Annotated in this window: 16 protein-coding genes and 2 riboswitches; of the genes, 10 read left to right on the top strand and 6 right to left on the bottom strand. The window is 68.3% G+C overall.

Going from position 1 to position 17683, the window contains the following annotated elements; genetic code table 11:
• Positions 1-72: 72 nt before the first annotated feature.
• Complete coding sequence (locus CAL15_RS09315) at positions 73-891, top strand: TatD family hydrolase (protein WP_086078333.1); 819 nt, start codon at positions 73-75, stop codon at positions 889-891.
• A gap of 93 nt (positions 892-984) precedes the next feature.
• On the opposite strand, the gene CAL15_RS09310 is transcribed toward CAL15_RS09315, so the two are convergent.
• A complete protein-coding gene (locus CAL15_RS09310; RefSeq protein ID WP_332455556.1) occupies positions 985-2412 on the bottom strand; it encodes a sensor histidine kinase in 1428 nt (475 codons plus the stop codon).
• Entirely contained in the window at positions 2413-3126 is a 714-nt protein-coding gene (locus tag CAL15_RS09305) for a response regulator transcription factor (protein ID WP_086078332.1), read from the bottom strand.
• A gap of 210 nt (positions 3127-3336) precedes the next feature.
• On the opposite strand from CAL15_RS09305, the gene CAL15_RS09300 reads away from it, so the two are divergent.
• From CAL15_RS09300 to CAL15_RS09270, 7 genes are read left to right on the top strand one after another with little or no spacing between them, the layout of a single operon-like run.
• Positions 3337-5343: a ligand-gated channel protein gene (locus CAL15_RS09300; RefSeq protein ID WP_086081014.1), complete on the top strand. Its 2007-nt coding sequence runs from the start codon at positions 3337-3339 to the stop codon at positions 5341-5343.
• A gap of 20 nt (positions 5344-5363) precedes the next feature.
• Positions 5364-6299, top strand: coding sequence for a siderophore ABC transporter substrate-binding protein (locus tag CAL15_RS09295; protein WP_086078331.1), 936 nt, complete (start codon positions 5364-5366; stop codon positions 6297-6299).
• A 30-nt stretch (positions 6300-6329) separates the two neighbouring features.
• Positions 6330-7319, top strand: coding sequence for an ABC transporter permease (locus tag CAL15_RS09290; protein ID WP_086078330.1), 990 nt, complete (start codon positions 6330-6332; stop codon positions 7317-7319).
• 1 nt (position 7320) lies between these two features.
• Positions 7321-8280: an iron chelate uptake ABC transporter family permease subunit gene (locus tag CAL15_RS09285; RefSeq protein WP_198299192.1), complete on the top strand. Its 960-nt coding sequence runs from the start codon at positions 7321-7323 to the stop codon at positions 8278-8280.
• Positions 8277-9035 carry an iron ABC transporter ATP-binding protein gene (locus CAL15_RS09280; RefSeq protein WP_086078329.1) on the top strand — a complete coding sequence of 253 codons (759 nt, stop codon included), beginning with the start codon at positions 8277-8279 and terminating at the stop codon, positions 9033-9035. The genes CAL15_RS09285 and CAL15_RS09280 overlap by 4 nt, the downstream gene beginning before the upstream one ends.
• Positions 9036-9067: 32 nt before the next feature.
• A complete protein-coding gene (locus tag CAL15_RS09275; RefSeq protein ID WP_086078328.1) occupies positions 9068-9307 on the top strand; it encodes an RNA-binding S4 domain-containing protein in 240 nt (79 codons plus the stop codon).
• 52 nt (positions 9308-9359) lie between these two features.
• Positions 9360-9935, top strand: a complete 576-nt coding sequence (locus CAL15_RS09270; RefSeq protein ID WP_086078327.1) for a restriction endonuclease — start codon at positions 9360-9362, stop codon at positions 9933-9935.
• A gap of 30 nt (positions 9936-9965) precedes the next feature.
• On the opposite strand, the gene CAL15_RS09265 is transcribed toward CAL15_RS09270, so the two are convergent.
• Both CAL15_RS09265 and CAL15_RS09260 read right to left on the bottom strand, forming a co-directional pair.
• Positions 9966-10940, bottom strand: coding sequence for a zinc-dependent alcohol dehydrogenase family protein (locus tag CAL15_RS09265; protein WP_086078326.1), 975 nt, complete (start codon positions 10938-10940; stop codon positions 9966-9968).
• 61 nt (positions 10941-11001) lie between these two features.
• Positions 11002-11304 carry an ArsR/SmtB family transcription factor gene (locus CAL15_RS09260; protein ID WP_086078325.1) on the bottom strand — a complete coding sequence of 101 codons (303 nt, stop codon included), beginning with the start codon at positions 11302-11304 and terminating at the stop codon, positions 11002-11004.
• 242 nt (positions 11305-11546) lie between these two features.
• Here CAL15_RS09260 and CAL15_RS09255 point away from each other — a divergent pair, with 242 nt between their 5' ends.
• Positions 11547-14006 carry a DNA internalization-related competence protein ComEC/Rec2 gene (locus CAL15_RS09255; RefSeq protein WP_086078324.1) on the top strand — a complete coding sequence of 820 codons (2460 nt, stop codon included), beginning with the start codon at positions 11547-11549 and terminating at the stop codon, positions 14004-14006.
• On the opposite strand, the gene CAL15_RS09250 is transcribed toward CAL15_RS09255, so the two are convergent.
• The gene (locus CAL15_RS09250; protein WP_086078323.1) at positions 13984-15225 is read right to left on the bottom strand and encodes a D-amino acid dehydrogenase; all 1242 of its coding nucleotides are present in this window, start codon (positions 15223-15225) and stop codon (positions 13984-13986) included. The genes CAL15_RS09255 and CAL15_RS09250 overlap by 23 nt on opposite strands.
• Positions 15226-15276: 51 nt before the next feature.
• Positions 15277-15354, bottom strand: a riboswitch (glycine riboswitch).
• A gap of 3 nt (positions 15355-15357) precedes the next feature.
• Positions 15358-15447: riboswitch (glycine riboswitch) on the bottom strand.
• Between the two features lie 277 nt (positions 15448-15724).
• Between CAL15_RS09250 and CAL15_RS09245 the strand changes: the two genes are divergently transcribed.
• A complete protein-coding gene (locus tag CAL15_RS09245; protein WP_086078322.1) occupies positions 15725-16729 on the top strand; it encodes a Bug family tripartite tricarboxylate transporter substrate binding protein in 1005 nt (334 codons plus the stop codon).
• 14 nt (positions 16730-16743) lie between these two features.
• Here CAL15_RS09245 and CAL15_RS09240 read toward each other — a convergent pair whose 3' ends face one another.
• The gene (locus tag CAL15_RS09240) at positions 16744-17622 is read right to left on the bottom strand and encodes a LysR family transcriptional regulator (RefSeq protein WP_086078321.1); all 879 of its coding nucleotides are present in this window, start codon (positions 17620-17622) and stop codon (positions 16744-16746) included.
• Positions 17623-17683: the final 61 nt, after the last annotated feature.

The following is a 17683-nucleotide window of genomic DNA, read 5'->3' as shown; positions in this document are numbered from 1 at the left end:
ACGGCGGTCCGACCTGACTGGCCCCGGCAGGGGCGCAACTCCTTTCGTATGCTTGCCGGGAGCGCGCATGCCATGCTGATCGACACGCACTGCCATCTGGACGCGTCGGAATTCGACCAGGACCGCGACGACGTCGCGCGCCAGGCCTGCCAGGCCGGCGTGCGGGCCATCGTCATTCCCGCCATCGCCAGGTTCAACTTCGACACCGTGCGCAATCTGGCGCACGGCATCGAGGGCGGGGCCTATGCGCTGGGCATCCATCCGCTGTTCGTGCGCCAGTCGCGCGACGAAGACCTGGACGCGCTGCGCCGGGCGGTGGCGGCGGCCATGGACGATCCGCGCTTCGTGGCCATCGGCGAGATCGGGCTGGACTTCTTCGTGCAGGACATCGCCAGCGGCGCGGCCCGTGAACGCCAGGAACACTTCTACGCCGCCCAGCTCGACCTGGCCGCCGATTTCGATCTGCCGGTGCTGCTGCACGTACGCCGTTCGCAGGACATCGTGCTGAAGCACCTGCGCCGCAAGACCAGGCTGCGCGGCGGCATCGCCCATGCCTTCAATGGCAGCGCGCAGCAGGCCCAGGGCTTCATCGACCAGGGGTGTGCGCTGGGCATCGGCGGGGCAATGACGTTCCCGCGTGCGTTGCAGATACGGCGCCATGCCGCCGATCTGGCGCTGGAGCACCTCGTGCTGGAAACCGATGCGCCCGACATCCCGCCCGCGTGGCTGCGCGAGCCGGACCGGCGCAACGCGCCGCACCAGATCGAGCGCATCGCGCGGACGCTCGCCGAACTGCGGGGCGACTCCACGGAGCAGGTGCGGGCCGGGACGAGCGCGACGGCTTTGCGCGTATTGCCGCGCCTGGCGGCGGTGGCGCACGGCAGGGGCTGACGTCCCCCGGTATGGAAGTGGAAGCGGGCCGCGCGTCGCCAGGCGCGCGCTGACGAGGCCGGGCCGCGCCCCGCGGCGCTTCTGGTCGCCGCCTCAGGCGCCTTGGTCAGGCGCCTTGGTCAGCCGCTTCGGCCCCGCCGATTGCGGCAGTTCGATGCGTACCAGCAGGCCGCGCGGCTTGCGGTTCTCCGCGCCGATCGTGCCGCCGTGCGCCGCCACGGCGGCGCGCGCGATGCTCAATCCCAGGCCCGCGCCTTGCCCGCGCGGCGAACCGGGCACGCGGAAGAACGGCTCGAACAGATTGCCGATCTGGTCGGGCGGCACGCCGGGACCGTTGTCTTCGACATCCAGGCGCAGCCGGCCGTCCTGCGCCGTCAGCGAGACATGGATGGCGGCGGCTGGGCCGGCGTAGCGCAGGGCGTTGCGCAACACATTGTCGACCGCGCTGGTCAGGCTGCGCGGGTCGGCGGCTAGCCATAGCGGCCCGGGCGCCGTCCACGCGATGCCGATGCGCAGCTCGCCGGCCTCGAAGCGCGCGTCTTCGACCACCGCGTCCACCACGCGGGTGAGGTCTACCCGTTCGATGGGCGCGGCCATCGCCGCCATGCGCGCCAGTTGCAGCGTGTGCCCCACCAGGCCGTCCAGCCGTTCGCATTCGCGTTCGATGCGGTCCAGCTGCAGCGCCAGGCTGTCGTCCCGGCGGCGCGCCAGTTCGGTGGCCAGCCGCAGCCTGGCCAGCGGCGAGCGCAACTCGTGCGCCACGGTATGCAGCAACTGCTCGCGCGTATCGACCAGCGACTGCAGCCGGGCGGCCATGCCGTTGAAGTCGCGCGCCAGCAGCCCGAGTTCATCGCGGCGTCGTCCCAGTTCCGGCGGCGTGCGCGATTCGAGGCGCCCATGCGCCAGCGACTGCGAGGTCTGACGCAAGGCCCGCAGCGGACGCGTGATGTGCCGGGTGAGCGCCCAGCACAGCGGCGCGGTCACCGCCAGCGCGAAGGCCAGCAGGGCCACGACGACCGGCGTGAAGTTCAGCAGCTCCCAGTGCGAGGAGTCGAAGGGCAGGTACAGCATCAGCAGGGGCGCGCCGTCAGGCAGCCTGAGCCATTGCGGGTCCCACCACGAGGCCCGCACGCTGGTCTGCTCGCGCGCCTGCTGCTGTTCCTCCCAATGCGCTACGCCGTCCTGCGAGGCGCGGTAGGCCCGCAGCCAGTCGTCCAGCCTGCGGGGCAGGGCGCGCCCCAGGATGTCGTGGTTCCGCTCGTCCACCACGTAGATCGCCAGCGCGGAATAGCTGGCTTCCATGGCCGTAATCCAGCGCTCCATGCCGGCCGCGCCCTGAGTCCTGGCCACCTGCTGGGCCTCCAGCGCCAGGCCGCCCGGACTCAGCCCGTCCAGCGAGTTGACGCGGTACCAGGCGGCGGCCGCGGTGAGCATCATGCCGCACGCGACGATGACCGCCATCGCGCCCCACACCGTCAGGAAGGCGCGCCAGAACAGCGAGCGAACGATGAACGGCCCCACTCAGGCGACGCTCGCCAGGATGTAGCCGACCCCGCGCATGTTGCGGATCGCCGGCGCGCCGGGATGGCTGTCCAGGCGCAGCTTCTTGCGCAATGTGCTGATGTGCGTGTCGATGCTGCGGTCATAGCGGTCGGGCGTGCGGCCCAGCGCGTACTGGCCGATCTGCTCGCGGCTGGTGACCTGGCCGGGCGCGCGCATCAGCACCTCGAGAATGCGCTGCTCGGCGCCCGTCAGCGTCACCACTTCGTCGCCGATGCGGGCCGCGCCGCTGGCGAGATCCAGCGACAGCGGGCCCAACACCAGCGTCACGGCGGCGACGGCGGGCGTCTCCTGGAAGCGCCGCAGGACGGCCGTCATGCGCGCCTGCAGCTCGCGCGGGCTGAAGGGTTTGGCCAGATAGTCGTCGGCGCCGAGTTCCAGCCCCAGCACGCGGTCGGTTTCGCCGCCGTGGGCGGTGAACATGATGACCGGGCGACGCGAATTCGCGCGGTATTGCCGCAGCAGGTCGAGTCCGCTGCCATCGGGCAGCATCAGGTCGAGCAGGGTCAGGTCGAAGTCGTCTCGCGCCAGCAGCGGCAGCGCCTGCGCGCCGGTGTGGGCGAACGCCAACTGATAGCGGTTGGGTTCCAGGTATTCGCGCAGCATCTGCGCCAGTTCGACATCGTCGTCAATGAGCAGGATGCGGCGCATCGGGACGGGAGGGGGAAAGGCCATCGCGTGATACGTCGTGCGGCCGCCAGTGTGTGCCAAGGCGGCGCGGCAGTGTGTGAAGAAGTGCAAAGAAGATAAAAGTTGCGGAAAGCCCGTTGCCGGTCCCCGCCTAGCCAAATTCTAATATGAGAATCGTTTTCATTAATAACTGCATTATCACGGGGATCCGCTCGACGCGAGGCGCGCGGACCGATGCAACGGGAGAAGAAGGAAATGAGCAGCAAGAATACGGCCCGGCGCCAGTACACGCGCCTGGCCGCCGCCCTGTGCGCCGCGGGCTTCGGCGCGGGGGCGGGCGCCGCCTGGGCGCAAGACGCCGCCGCCACGCAGACCATGGAGACGGTGGTGGTGACGGCCACCGGCTATGAGCAGCAGATCCAGGATGCTCCGGCCTCCATCAGCGTGATCACTCGCGAGGACCTGGAAAAGAAGTTTTACCGCGACGTGACGGACGCGCTGCTCGAAGTGCCGGGCGTGGTGATCACGGGCGGCGGCGACAGCCAGGACATCAGCCTGCGCGGCATGGGCGCCAAGTACACGCTGATCCTGATCGACGGCAAGCGCCAGAACTCCCGCGAGACCCGCACGAACTCGGATTCTTCCGGCGTCGAGAACGGCTGGACGCCGCCGATCTCCGCCATCGAGCGCATCGAGGTCGTGCGCGGCCCGATGTCTTCGCTGTATGGCTCGGACGCCATGGGCGGCGTGGTCAACATTATCACCCGTAAGGTGCCGCAGGCCTGGGGCGGCGAGATCCGGATGGACACGACCATCCAGGAGAGCAGCAAGTCGGGCGACATCTACCAGGGCAACTTCTACCTGGCCGGCCCCATCAAGAACGACCTGCTGGGCCTGCAGATCTATGGGCAGGCATCGCAGCGCGACGAGGACGACATCTACAACGGTTTCCGCCAGCGCAACGCCAACACGGTGACCGCCAAGCTGGCGCTGACGCCGAACCGCAATCACGACATCATCGTCGAAGCCACCAGCTCGCGGCAGAAGCGCGAGAACACGCTGGGCAAGACAGTGGAACCGCTGGCGCCCGGCGAAAGCTGCGCCCGCACCGGCTGCCCGGCCTCGTCCGAGACCGACTACCGCAGCAACAAGTGGGCGCTGTCGCACACCGGCCGCTGGGGCTGGGGCGTGTCGGATTCGTATGTGCAGCAGGAAGAATTCGACAACCGCTCGCGCCAGATGAAGATCAAGAACCTGGACCTGCAGAGCACGTGGACGCTGCCGCTGGGCAGCCACATGCTGACGGTGGGCGGCGCCTTCCTGGAGCAGCGCCTGAACGATCAGACGGGCAACCAGCTGGCCGGCGGCCCGAACAAGGTAGAGCGCTATCAATGGGCGCTGTTCGCCGAGGACGAATGGCGCCTGACGGAGAGCTTTGCCCTGACCGGCGGGCTGCGCATGGACAAGGACGAGAACTTCGGCGACCACTTCAGCCCGCGCCTGTACGGCGTGTGGCATATGGCCGAGCGCTGGACCTTGAAGGGCGGCGTGTCCACGGGTTTCCGCGCGCCGGACCTGCGCCAGACCGTGGCGGGCTGGGGCCAGGTCAGCCGCGGCGGGAACATGTACGGCAATCCGGACCTGACGCCCGAGAAGTCGATCACCGAGGAACTGGGCCTCATCTATGATGACGGCCAGGGCTTCAACGCGGGCCTGACGCTGTTCAACAACGACTTCAAGGACAAGATCACGCGAGTGCCTTGCCCGATCTCGCAGTGCACCGAAGGGCCCAACCAGTTCGGCTCCGATCCCACGACCTACATGAACGTGGACGAGGCGGTCTCGCGCGGGGTCGAGGCCAGCATGCGGCTGCCGATCAACCGCGCGTGGTCGCTCACCGCCAGCTACACCTACACGAAGTCCGAGCAGAAGTCGGGCCAGTACAAGGGCCAGCCGCTGAACCAGCTGCCCAAGCACCTGTTCACCACCACGGTGAACTGGCAGGCATCCGATGCCCTCGAAGCCTGGGCGCGCCTGAACTTCCGCGGCCGGGAAAGCCAGCCCATCACCGGGCCGTCGTCCACGTCGGTTGTGGCGCCGTCCTATACGTTCTTCGACCTGGGCGGGTCGTACCAGGCCACCAAGAATGTGTCCGTGTACGCGGGCATCTACAACCTATTCGACAAGACCGTGGGCTATGACGACTACGGCTACGTGGAAGACGGCCGCCGCTACTGGCTGGGCGTGGGAGTGAAATTCTGATGTTCCAAGGAGATGATTCGATGACGATGCATGCACGCCGCTGGCTGGCCGGGGCAGGGGTTGCGATGGGGCTGGCGCTGGCGCCGGCCATCGCGGCGGCCCAGGCCACGGTGCCGGTCAAGCACGCACGCGGCGACACCGCCGTGCCGGCCAATCCCGCCAAGACCGTGGTGCTGGACCTGGCCTTGCTGGACACCCTGCACGAGCTTGGCGTGGAGGTGGCGGGCGTGCCCGCCGCCGCCAAGCTGCCTCCGCAGCTGGCGCAATACGCTGACAAGCGCTACCTGAAAGTGGGCTCGATGTTCGAGCCCAACTACGAGGCGATCCACGCGGCCGCGCCGCAGGTCATCCTGGTGGCCGGCCGCTCCGCGCCCAAGTATGACCAGCTGGCCAGGCTGGCGCCCACGCTCGACCTGACGGTCGATCCCAAGGACCTGCTGGGCAGCGTGGTGCGCAACACCGAGCTGCTGGGCGGGCTCTACGGCAAGCAGGACCAGGCGGCGCAGAAGGTGACGGCGCTGCGCGACGCCGTCGAGGCCTTGAAGACCAAGGCGGCCGGCGCGGGCACCGGCCTGGTCATCCTGACCACCGGCGGCAAGATGAGCGCCTACGGTCCGGGTTCGCGCTTCGGCGTGATCCACGATGCCTTCGGCATCAAGCCGGCCGTGCCGGACCTCAACGTGTCCAACCACGGCCAGGCCGTGTCGTTCGAGTTCATCGCGAAGACCGACCCGGACTGGCTTTTCGTCATCGACCGCGACGCGGCCATCGGCCGCGAGGGCGTTTCGGCGCAGCGCATGCTGGACAACGAACTGGTGCGTTCGACCAAGGCCTGGCGTACCGGGCACGTGGTGTACCTTAACGCCTACAACTGGTATCTGCTGGGCAGCGCGGGCCTGACCGCCATGCAGCAGAACGTGGATCAGTTGGCAGAGGCACTGGCCAAGGGACTGTAGTTCGATGATGGCGGTAGCAAGGAGGGGCCGGTGACGTTGCGGTCCTGGTTGCAAGGGTGGGGCGGGCTGGCGCTGGTGTCGGTGGTGCTCGTGGTTCTGTGCGTGGTCAGCATCGGGCTGGGCGCGATCGAGTTCTCGTACGGCGCGCTGTTGGGCGGGCCGGACGCCGCACGCACGTGGAAGCTGCTGTTGGTCAGCCGCCTGCCCCGCACGCTGGCGCTGCTGCTGGCCGGCATGTCGCTGGCGGTGGCGGGCCTCATCATCCAGATGCTGGTGCGCAACCGCTACGTCGAACCCTCTACCGCGGGCACCATGGAGTCCGCGACGCTCGGCATCCTGTTCGTCACGCTGGTGATGCCGGACATTCCCGTCTTTGCCAAGATGCTGGTGGCCACGGTGTTCGCGTTGGGCGGCACGCTGCTGTTCCTGGCGCTGCTGCGCCGCGTACCGCTGCGCACGCCGTTCATCGTCCCGCTGATCGGCCTGGTGCTGGGTGGCGTGATCCATGCGGCCACCACCTTCGTGGCCTATCGCTATGACCTGCTGCAGTCGCTGCACGCCTGGACCATCGCGGACTTTTCCAGCGTGCTGCGCGGCCGCTATGAACTGTTGTGGCTGGGATTCGCGCTGACGTGCGCGGCCTGGCTGGCGGCCGACCGCTACACCGTGGCCGGCATGGGCCGCGCCGTCGCGTCCAACCTGGGCCTGAACCATGCCCGGCTGACGTTGACCGGCCTGCTCATCGTGTCGGCCATCTCGTCGATGACGGTCGTGACGGCGGGCACCATTCCCTTCCTGGGCCTGATCGTGCCCAATGCCGTCAGCCTGCTGATGGGCGACAACATGCGGCGCGCGATCCCGTGGGTGGCCGCGCTGGGCGGCGCGTTCGTGCTGGCCTGCGACATCATCGGTCGCCTGGTGCTGTACCCGTACGAGGTGCCCATAGGCACCGTGGTCGGCGTGATCGGCAGCGCGCTGTTCCTGTGCCTGCTGCGCGGCAGGAAGACCCGCTTTGCCTGACATGCTAAGAATCCTTACTCCCAAGGCGCGCGTGGCCTGGCTGGGCGCGCTGGCGCTGGCCTGCTGCGTGGCCTTCATGACGCTGGGCGCCAACGGCCAGTGGTCCTTCGTCATTCCGTTTCGCGGCGGCAAGCTGCTGACCATGCTGCTGGTCGCATACTGCGTGGCCATGTCGTCGGTGCTGTTCCAGACCATCACGCACAACCGCATCCTCACCCCGGCCATCATGGGTTTCGATGCGCTGTATGTGCTGATCCAGACCTTGATCGTGTATGGCTTCGGGCTGTCGGCCATGGCCACGGACGATCCGCTGTGGAAGTTCCTGCTGGAGGCGGGCGCCATGACGGCCTTCGCGTGCCTGCTGTTCCGCTGGCTGTTCTCCGGCGCGGTGCGCAGCCTGCATTTGATGATGCTGGTGGGCATCGTGTTCGGGTTGTTGTTCCGCAGCCTGTCGGGCTTCGCGATCCGGCTGATCGACCCCAACGAATTCCTGGTGCTGCAGGACCGCATGTTCGCCAGCTTCAACACGGCGCGCACCGGCCTCTTGCCCATCGCGGCGGCGACGGCGCTGTGCGTCACGCTGGCGCTGTGGCACATGCGGCGGCGCTACGACGTGCTGGCCCTGGGCCGCGACATGGCCATCAACCTGGGCGTGGACTATCGGCGCACGCTGATGGCCACGCTGGCCTGCATCGCGGTGCTGGTGGCCGTGTCCACCGCGCTGGTGGGCCCGGTCACGTTCTTCGGCCTGCTGGTCAGCAACCTGGCCTACCACGCCATGGGCAGCGACCGGCACCGGCACACCGTACCCGCCGCGGTGCTGCTGGGCGTGCTGTTTCTGGTCGGCGGGCAGGCGCTGCTGGAGCGCGTGCTGCAGCTGAATACCACGGTCAGCGTGGTCATCGAATTCCTGGGCGGCCTGATGTTCCTGTTCCTCGTTCTGCGCAGGGGGCGCCGATGATAGAGATCCAAGCAGTCAGCAAGCGCTACGAAGACACGGTGGTGGTGGACGACGTCACGTTGAGCCTGCCCGCCGGCGGCGTCACCGCCATCATCGGGCCCAACGGGGCGGGCAAGTCCACGCTGCTGTCCATGGCAAGCCGCCTGCTGGCGCCCTCGTCGGGGCAGGTGCTGGTGGACGGACTGGACGTGGCGCGCGCGGACAGCCGCGAGCTGGCGCGCCGCCTGGCCATCCTGCGCCAGGACAACCACCTGCCGCTGCGCCTGACCGTGCGCGACCTGGTGGCGTTCGGCCGATATCCGTACACCGGCGGGCGGCCGACGCTGGACGACAAGGCGCACATCGACCGGGCGATCTCGTACCTGGCGCTGGAGCCGCTGGCGGAACGCTACCTGGACGAACTCTCGGGCGGCCAGCGCCAGCGCGCCTTCGTGGCCATGGTGCTGTGCCAGGACACGCGCTATCTGCTGCTGGACGAGCCGCTGAACAGCCTGGACATGAAGCACGCCGTGGCGATGATGGGCATCTTGCGGCGCGCCGCCGACGAACTGGGCAAGACCGTGGTGCTGGTGCTGCACGACATCAATTTCGCCTCCAGCTACGCCGACCGCATCGTGGCGCTGAAGGATGGGCGGGTGGCGTATCACGGCACGCCGCAGGAGATCATCCGGCCGGACGTGCTGGAGGCGCTGTACGAGCTGCCGATCCAGGTGCACGAGCTGGACGGACGGAGGGTCTGCACGTATTACCGGTAGAATCGGGCGGCGCTCGATCCACCGGAATACGCATGTCCCTCATCGAATTCACGCTCGCCCAAGGCAGCTCCTACATCGAAGTCAACCAGTTGCTGAAGGCCACCGGAGTCTGCGACAGCGGCGGCGCCGGCAAGGCGCTGGTGGCGCAGGGCCTGGTCCGCGTGGGAGGCGTGGTGGAAACGCGCAAGACGGCCAAGATCCGCGGCGGGCAGATCGTCACCTGCGGCGACGTGCGCATCGTCGTGCGCCAGGCCGAGGGCGACGAAGCCTGATCCGATCGCTTCGATCACTTCGATCGCGCACCGCAACCAGCGAGCCACCGCCATGAAACTCAAGATGTCCCGGAACTCCGTCTTCGCCGTGCTGCTGCGCTCGCCGTGGTGGATGAGCGCCGGCGTGGCGGTGCTGCTGTGCGGCGGCGCGGTGGCGGCGCTGCCCAAGGATATGGTCTGGTTCGGCGTGTTCGGGGCGGTGCCGTTCGCGGTCATTTCCATCATCGCCGCGTACCGGCAGTTGACGCGGCCTTCCGAGGCGCGGGTGCAGGCCGTGGCCGAAGCTACCAGCGCGATGTCGTGGGCGGAGTTCGCCGGCACGGTCGAGGCCGGCTTCAAGAGCGATGGATGCGAGGTCCAGCGGCTGAATCTGCCGGGCATCGATTTTTCATTGACCAAGGACGGCAACGTGGCGCTGGTCAGCGCCAAGCGGTGGAAGGCCGCGCGCATCGGCGTCGAGCCCTTGCGCGAACTGCAGGCCGCGCGCGGGCAGCGCGGCGCGCGCGAGGCGATTTTCATCGCGCTGGGCCAGGTGTCGGACAACGCCTGGCAGTATGCCAAGGCGCAAGGGATGTCGGTGATGGGCGCGGCGGAGCTGGCGAAGCTGTTGCGGCGGCAGAAGCTCTAGCATCGCCTGGCCGCCGCGTCCCATGCGTATTTACGGAATGAGCCCACGGTCGACCGCAATCGCGATTTTTCCTCGAATGCCGTTGTTGGGACTTTCCAGCCGGGCATGGGCGAGCGGAATATCGGCAAGCGAATAGACGGCGCCGACGTGTGGCCGCAGCTGACCGCGCTCTATCAGTGCACGCAGCTCATCGAGCTTGCCGCGGTGTTGTCTTGTGAAGACGAAGTGATAACTGGCGTTCTTGCCCCAGGCCTGGATGAGGTTCTGCGGCTTTGCAATGTCCACGATCGTGACGACGCGGCCCAGTTGCGCGAGCGCGTCGGGACTGCGCGACAATGTGTCTCCGCCGATGGTGTCGAACACGACATCGACGCCGCGGCCACCCGTTTCCCGCATGATGGCGTCGACATAATCCTCTTTTTCGTAGTCGATGGGCACATCGGCCCCCAGGCTGCGTGCGAACTCGAAGTTTGCTTCGCGCACGGTCGTGAACACTCTTGCTCCCATGGCTTTTGCCAGCTGGATCGCCACATGACCGACGCCTCCCGCGCCGCCGTGCACCAGAATGCTTTCGCCGACTCTCAGCGCCGCGCGTACGATCAGTGCTTCCCACACCGTCCCGCCAACCAAGCTCAGGCTTGCCGCTTCGAGATGGCTCAGCGAGGCAGGTTTCTTGCCGATAATGCTTTCGGCGGCGACGTGGTATTCGGCATAACTTCCCGATCCGTCGAATATCTGCGGGGTATACCAGACTTCGTCTCCCGGGGAGAAGGACGTCACACCCGGCCCGACTGCTTCGACGACGCCGGATACGTCGTGCCCGGTAATGGCCGGCAGTTGCACCAGCTCGGGATAATCGCCGCGTCGAACCTGGTAATCCAATGGATTGATGGACGTGGCATGTACCCGGACCAGAATCTGGCCGGCATGCGGCACCGGCTTGGGTACCTCGGAAAGTTCGAACGATTCCGGGCCGCCGAATGACTTGAGAACTATCGCTTTCATTGCATTCCTCGTTTCTAGAAAAAGGGATATCGGGAATTACCGATATTTTAGGGCAAAAAAATTACAGCTCTTTCCCGATGCGTGCGGCAAGCGCCTTGATGGCTGCTTCGTTCCGCTTGTAGTAGGTCCATTGGCCGATGCGCCTGGCTTCGACCAGGCCCGCTCGTTGCAGCGTTGCCAGGTAGTCAGAAACCGTCGACTGGGACAGCCCCACGCCTTCTTGAATGCTGCTGACGCACACGCCCACCGTATGAACGTCCCCTTCATCCTGCGGGGGGAAGTTCTTGGCCGGATCCTTCAAACCCTTAAGGATTTCAAGGCGGGTCCGGTTCGACAGGGCTTTGAATATTTCGAGCAGGTCCATGGCGACACTATATCGAGGTTTTCCGATATGTCAATACGGGGGCGATCGCTGTAGCGGCGATCTGCTTCCACAGTTTGCCAGTCACGCTGTCCGCGGGGAGGCGGCTGCGGAGACAGACGTTCTGGCTTATCGGCAGGGATCGAATCGTCCCGGTCCTTGCCCGAGGCCGCGATTGCTCCGATAAGCTGCCTGGCTTTCGGAGCCTTGCCATCATCGCCGGCCGTCTCTTCCTTGTCGCTTTCATGCTGGGCAGCGCGGCCATCCACACCTTGGCGCGGCTGCCGGCCTGCGCGTGGCTGTGGGCTGCGGCATCGGCGGCCCTGGTTTCAATCGCCGGGGCCTTCGTCTGGCGCCATCGCGCCGGCCGTCTCTCCTGCGTCGCGGCCGCGGGGCTGCTGGCGGGCATGGCCAACGCGGGCCTTCAGGCCCAGGCCAGGCTGCACGACGCACTGGCCGACGCGCACAACGACCAGGTCACCCGGCTTACCGTGTTGGTGGTCAGCCTGCCGCGCGACGATGCCGGCCAGCGCCGCTTCGTGGCCGAGGCCGATGCCAGCCGGCCCGCGGGCGTTCCCGCGCGGCTGCGCGTCACCTGGAATGGTCCGCCCGGCGAGGTCGATCGCCTGCCGGAAGTCCTGCCCGGGCAGCGCTGGCGCATGGCCCTGGTGCTGCGCCGCCCCTATGGCCCTTCGAACCCGCATGCCTGGGATGCCGAGCTGCGAGACTTCGCCGAAGGCGTGCGCGCCGTCGGCACGGTGCGCGGACGTCCGCAACTGGTGGAGGACGATCCATGGGCCACGCCCGGCGTAGCCATCGAGCGGCTGCGCCAGCACATACGAACCGGCATGCGCGAGGCGATGCAAGGTCATCGCTACGGCCCGGTGCTGATCGCGCTGGCCATCGGCGACCAGGCCGGCGTGGCGCGGGAAGACTGGCAGGTCTTCAATCGCACCGGCATCACGCATCTGGTCTCGATCAGCGGCATGCACGTCACCATGATGGCCGCGGCGGGCGGGCTGCTGGCCACCTGGCTATGGCGGCGGGTGCGCTGGCGCGGCGTCGGACTGGCCGAATACCTGCCCGCCCAACTGGCCGGCGGCGTCGCCGCGCTGGTGGTGGCGCTGGCCTATTGCCTGCTGGCGGGCTGGGGCGTGCCGGCGCGCCGTACATTCTTCATGCTGGCAGTGGTGGCGCTGGCGGGCCTGTCGCGGCTGCCGCTGGGCGCGTCGCGCGTGCTGCTGCTGGCGGGCGGCTGCGTGGTGGCACTGGATCCGTGGGCGCTGCTGGCGCCGGGCTTCTGGCTGTCGTTCGGCGCGGTGGCGGTGCTGATGCGCGTGGCCGAGAACCACAGGCCGCCGCCGCGCGGCCCGCGCGAGCGGGTGAGGGCGACACTGCGCGAGTTCGTGCGGGTGCAAGGGGCCATCACCCTGGCCTTGACGCCGCTGCTGGCGTTCCTGATGCACCAGGTGTCGCTGGCTTCGCCGCTTGCCAATGCCATCGCCATCCCCATCGTGGGCACGGTGGTCACGCAGCTGGCCCTGCTGTGCGGCGCGCTGGCCGCGATACCGGGCGCGCAGCCGGCGGCGTGGCTGGCGGGATGGATAGGGCATGCGTTGTTCGCCGCGGTGATGGTGCCCGTGGCCTGGATCGGGCAGGCCGACTGGGCTGCGCTGGACGTGGCCGCCGCGCCATGGCCTCTGATGATGCTGGCGCTGGCGGGATGCGTGTGGGCGCTGCAGGCGCCGGGCTGGCCGCTGCGGCACCTGGGCTGGCTGTGCGCGCTGCCCCTGCTGTGCTGGCGTCCCGAGCGGCCGCCGCCCGGCGACTGGCGCATGACGGCGCTGGACGTGGGGCAGGGCACCGCCATCGTCGTCGAGACCGCCACGCGCGTGCTGGTGTACGACGCTGGGCCGCGCCGCCACGACGGCACCGATGCCGCCGAGCGCGTACTGGTGCCGTACCTGCATGCGCGCGGCGTGCGCGCGTTGGACGCCTTGGTCATCTCGCATGCCGACCTGGACCATGCCGGCGGCTTGCGCAGCGTGCTGGCCGCCATGCCGGTGGCCGTGTCGTATGCCTCGTTCGACATCAGCGCGCACCTGCGGCGCGAGGGCGCGAAGCGGCCCGACGGCTGGAATGAGGCGCCACCCATGCCGCATGACATGCAAGCCTGCGAAGCCGGCATGGAATGGAAAGTCGATGAAGTGACGTTCCGCTTCGTGCATCCGCCCGCGGCCGGCGGTCGCGGCGGTGTCCGCGCCGCTGCCCGCGCCAGCGACGACAACGCCCGCAGCTGCGTGCTGCTGGTCCAGGGACGCACGCACGCCATGCTGCTGCCGGGCGACGCCGGCACGGCGCAAGAGGCGTTGTATGCGGCCGAGCTGCCGTCGCTGGACCTGGTGGCGGCGCCGCATCACGGATCGAACACGTCTTCCGGCAATGCGCTGGTGCGGGCGGCCGAGGGCGCGCACGTCATCGTGCAGGCGGGGCACCTGAATCGCTTCCGACATCCGGCCGCGGCGGTCGTGGCGCGCTGGCGCGCGGCCGGCGCGACGTTGTGGCGCACGGATCTGCAGGGCGCGATCCTGGCCCGGTCGTCGCCCGACGGCCTGCGCGTGTGGGCGCAGCGCGACGCCGCGCGGCGCTACTGGCATGCGCCGCTTGACGAGCGCGCAGAGGCTAGCGCAGGTCCGCCTGGATGAGACCGACCACCTGCGCCGCGGTCGCGCCCGACAGGGTCCAGCCCAGGTGGCCGTGCCCGGTGTTGTAGTACACGCCCGGCCTGCGCCCGCGGCGCACGCGCGGCATCATGTCGGGCATCATGGGGCGCAGCCCCGCCCACGGCACCACGCGCGAGGTGTCGATGGAAAAGTTCGCGCGCGCCCAGCGCACCAGCGGGGCGATGCGGTCGGCGCGGATGTCCAGGTTGTGGCCATTGAACTCCGCGGTGCCCGCGACGCGGAACCGGTCCTCGCCCAGCCGTGACGTGACGATTTTCGCGCGTTCGTCCAGCAGGCTGGTCCAGGGTGCGTCGTGCACGCTCTGCGCGTCGTTCAGGTGCACCGTGATCGAATAGCCCTTGACTGGGTACACATTCAGCCGATCGCCGGCCATGGCCGCCAGGCCACGACTGCCGACGCCGCCGCAGATGACCACGGCATCGGCGTCCAGGCGTTCGGCATCCCCCGCCGGCTGGTCGGTGCCGGCGTCCAGCGGCAAGACGTCGACCTGCACGCCTCGGCCGGCGAAGCGCAGGGCATGGGTCTCGTGGCCATACAGGAAGCGCACGCCATGCCGCTTGCACGCATCGGCCAGGCCGCGCGTGAACTTGTGGATGTCGCCGGTGGCATCGGACGGCGTGTAGTAGCCGCCGAAGTACGTCCCGGTCAATGCCGGTTCGATCCGCCGAATCTCGTCGGGCGTGACCGCGCGCCGCTCCAGCCCGCCTTGGCTGAGCAGCGTATTGCCCCGGCCCGCTGCTTCGAAGCTCTCTCGGTCATGATAGAAATGCAGGATGCCGCGCCTCTCCAGGTCGAAGGCGATGCCTTCCTGCTCGGCCATGGCGAACAGGTGGCGGCGCGCCTCGATAGCCATCTGCGCGGTCGCGATCGTGTTGTGACGATACTTCCGCATGGCCCACAGGAACTCGGCGAGCCAGCTGTACTTGTGCCAGGATGGCGTGGGGTTCAGCAGCAGGGGCGCGTCCTTGCGGAACATCCAGCGCAGGCCCTTGGCCAACGTGGCGGGGTGGTTCCAGACTTCGGCGTTGCAGGCCGACAGCTGGCCGCCATTGGCGAACGATGTGTCCATGGCGGCGTACAGGCGGCGGTCGATGACGCTGACATCGTGGCCTGCCTGCCGGAGCAGATAGGCGGTCGTGACGCCGGTGATGCCGGCGCCGATCACGGCGATATGGGACATTTCTGTACCTTGACGAAAAGAAGGGCGGTGGCCCGTTGGCCATCGCGCCCCATCTGTCTTGGTACCTGAGAGCTTGAACCGCGTCGCGCGGTATCCCCTTCGGTGGACGCGATGCGTCTCTCTCCAGATCGTCTGGCCCGCGCAGTCCTTTTGCCTGAGAGTTTCCGGGGCGGTTGCTCCGTCGGCGCCAGCGGCATCGCTGGACTCTTCTGCGCGGCCTTGATACGACCCGTGCAGCATATCGAAAGGGCTTGGAGCGCGGCAAGTCTTTTCTGCCACGGCGCATGCGCAAGCGCGTGCGGATTGATGAGGAAAACTCAATGCTGGTCTATGAAAACCTCGTCTTGCCCCGCGCGCGCCGACGCTACCATTTCATGCATGGCACGGTCCCGTGCGGCCACTTCGAAGCGTGGACGGCCCCGCCCGAATTCCCCCATGCCCAGCCTCTTATCCATGCAACCCAGAGCCCGGGCGTACCGGGTCGAACCAAGGTGAAATCATGCTCGACAAGTACCTGCCCAACAGGCTGATGCGCGCCGGCGCGCTGCCCGCCCTGTTGCTCATCGCCGCGTTCGCGTCCCAGGCGGCCGCCCAGCCGGCGGCATTTCCCGCGCCCGGCCGCCCGATCCACCTCGTGTCGCCCAGCCCGCCCGGCGGCGGCACGGACACCACGGCCCGGCTGCTGGCCGCCAAGGTGTCGCAATCCACGGGCTGGCAGTTCGTGATCGAGAACCGGCCCGGCGCCGGCAACATGATCGGCCTGGTCTATGGCGCGCGCGCCGCGCCCGACGGCCACACGATAGTCCTGGGCGAGACGAGCAACCTGGTGTCCGCGAAGTACCTGTACAGCAAGCTGCAGATCGACCCCGAAACCGACGTGGCGCCCGTCGCCCTGGTCGGCACCGGAACGCTGGCGTTGGTGGTGTCCACCAGCAAGCCCTACCAGTCCATCGCGGATGTCGTGGCGGCCGCCCGGCAGTCCGAGTTGACGTATGCGACCTCGGGCAACGGAACGGTGGGCCACCTGGTGTCGGCCAGCTGGGCCAGGCAGAGCGGCGCGAAGCTGGTGCACGTGCCGTACAAGGGCGCCGGTCCGGCCATGACAGACCTGCTCGGCGGCCAGGTCGACATCTACTTTTCGTCGCTGTCGGCGGCCGCGCCGCTGATCAAATCCGGCAAGCTGCGCGCGCTGGCCGTGACTTCCGCCCAACGCAACGCCGATTTTCCGCAGGTGCCCACGCTGGCCGAGGCCGGGTTCCCGGGGCTGGACTACTACGTGTTCTACGGTGTCGTCGCGCCGGCCGGGACGCCGCCCGAGACCATCGGCACGTTGAATCGCGAGATCAACCGGACGCTTGCGACGCCGGAGATGAAAAAGGAACTGGCGGACAAGGGCGTGGAAGTGCGGATCACCGGCACGCCGGCCGAGTTCGATGCCTTCCTGGCCGCGGAGCGCGCGAAGTGGCGCAAGGTCATCCAGGAGACGGGCGTCACCATCGACTGACGCGGCGCGGCGGATCAGGCGTCGGAGCGGCAGGTGGCGACGAAGGCGTCCATGACGGCCGAGATCCTGCGGTTGCCTTCGTCCGTCCGCCGCCATGCCAGTGCGATCTGCCGGTGCGGCGCGTGCCTGCCCAGGTCGACTTCCTGGACGCCGTAGGCTGCCGCCAGCGGCCGGCGTGGCCGAGGGATGACCGTGACGCCCATGCCCAACGACACCAGCGACACCAGGGCGTCCATGGACCTCAGCTCCATGCGGAACGCCGCGCCGGGCACGATGCTGCGCACGTGGCGCGCCGCGACTTGGCCGCCGGGCAGGCCGGTATCGTAGGCGACCCAGCCGTGGGCCTTGACCAGGGCCTGCGGGCTGCGTTCCGCGGCGCCGGGAGGCGCGAGCATGACGTAGGGTTGCCGCACGAGGTCGCCCCAGGCCAGGCGGCTGGAGCCGCCGCCGCCGGGACGCACCACGAGCGCGACGTCGATCCTGCCGGCCCGCAGTTCCTTGAGGATTTCGTTGGTGTCGTTCAGCGGAGGAATCTTGACGTCGAGCTTGGGATGCCGTTGTTGCAGCGTCAGCAGCGCCTGGGGCAGCAGGTCGCTCTGCATGCTGGTGATGGCGCCCAGCCGCAGCCTGCCTTCGATGGCGATCGAGGGCCGCGTGCGCAGCGAGGCGATCGTGTCCGCAAACTCGTCGGCCGCGGCGGCGATCTGCAGCGCGAAGGGCGTGGGCTTGATGACGCGTGTGCTGCGGTCGAACAGCGGCTGTCCGAAGAACTGCTCGAGCTGCTTGACCTGCAGGCTGACGGCGCTGGGGCTGCATCCCACCGCTTCGCCGGCGGCGGTGAAGCTGCCGTGGACGAGGATGGCGCGCAGCGTCTCGAGGGATCGCAGATTCATGGAAGCACCGGAGCAGGAACATGGAGACGGGGCGCCGATAAGGTACCCCAGGAGCCATGCG

This window comes from Bordetella genomosp. 13, assembly GCF_002119665.1.
Taxonomy (GTDB): domain Bacteria; phylum Pseudomonadota; class Gammaproteobacteria; order Burkholderiales; family Burkholderiaceae_B; genus Bordetella.
Note: the sequence above shows the minus strand (reverse complement) of the source record. Positions and strands in the feature narration are given on the sequence as shown.

Coding starts and splice junctions, on each gene's coding strand:
- CAL15_RS09280 (WP_086078329.1), top strand. CDS start 8,277: ATGATAGAGATCCAAGCAGTCAGCAAGCGCTACGAAGACACGGTGGTG.
- CAL15_RS09245 (WP_086078322.1), top strand. CDS start 15,725: ATGCTCGACAAGTACCTGCCCAACAGGCTGATGCGCGCCGGCGCGCTG.
- CAL15_RS09285 (WP_198299192.1), top strand. CDS start 7,321: ATGCTAAGAATCCTTACTCCCAAGGCGCGCGTGGCCTGGCTGGGCGCG.
- CAL15_RS09265 (WP_086078326.1), bottom strand. CDS start 10,940: ATGAAAGCGATAGTTCTCAAGTCATTCGGCGGCCCGGAATCGTTCGAA.
- CAL15_RS09255 (WP_086078324.1), top strand. CDS start 11,547: ATGCTGGGCAGCGCGGCCATCCACACCTTGGCGCGGCTGCCGGCCTGC.
- CAL15_RS09250 (WP_086078323.1), bottom strand. CDS start 15,225: ATGTCCCATATCGCCGTGATCGGCGCCGGCATCACCGGCGTCACGACC.
- CAL15_RS09240 (WP_086078321.1), bottom strand. CDS start 17,622: ATGAATCTGCGATCCCTCGAGACGCTGCGCGCCATCCTCGTCCACGGC.
- CAL15_RS09260 (WP_086078325.1), bottom strand. CDS start 11,304: ATGGACCTGCTCGAAATATTCAAAGCCCTGTCGAACCGGACCCGCCTT.
- CAL15_RS09295 (WP_086078331.1), top strand. CDS start 5,364: ATGACGATGCATGCACGCCGCTGGCTGGCCGGGGCAGGGGTTGCGATG.
- CAL15_RS09305 (WP_086078332.1), bottom strand. CDS start 3,126: ATGGCCTTTCCCCCTCCCGTCCCGATGCGCCGCATCCTGCTCATTGAC.
- CAL15_RS09270 (WP_086078327.1), top strand. CDS start 9,360: ATGAAACTCAAGATGTCCCGGAACTCCGTCTTCGCCGTGCTGCTGCGC.
- CAL15_RS09300 (WP_086081014.1), top strand. CDS start 3,337: ATGAGCAGCAAGAATACGGCCCGGCGCCAGTACACGCGCCTGGCCGCC.
- CAL15_RS09315 (WP_086078333.1), top strand. CDS start 73: ATGCTGATCGACACGCACTGCCATCTGGACGCGTCGGAATTCGACCAG.
- CAL15_RS09275 (WP_086078328.1), top strand. CDS start 9,068: ATGTCCCTCATCGAATTCACGCTCGCCCAAGGCAGCTCCTACATCGAA.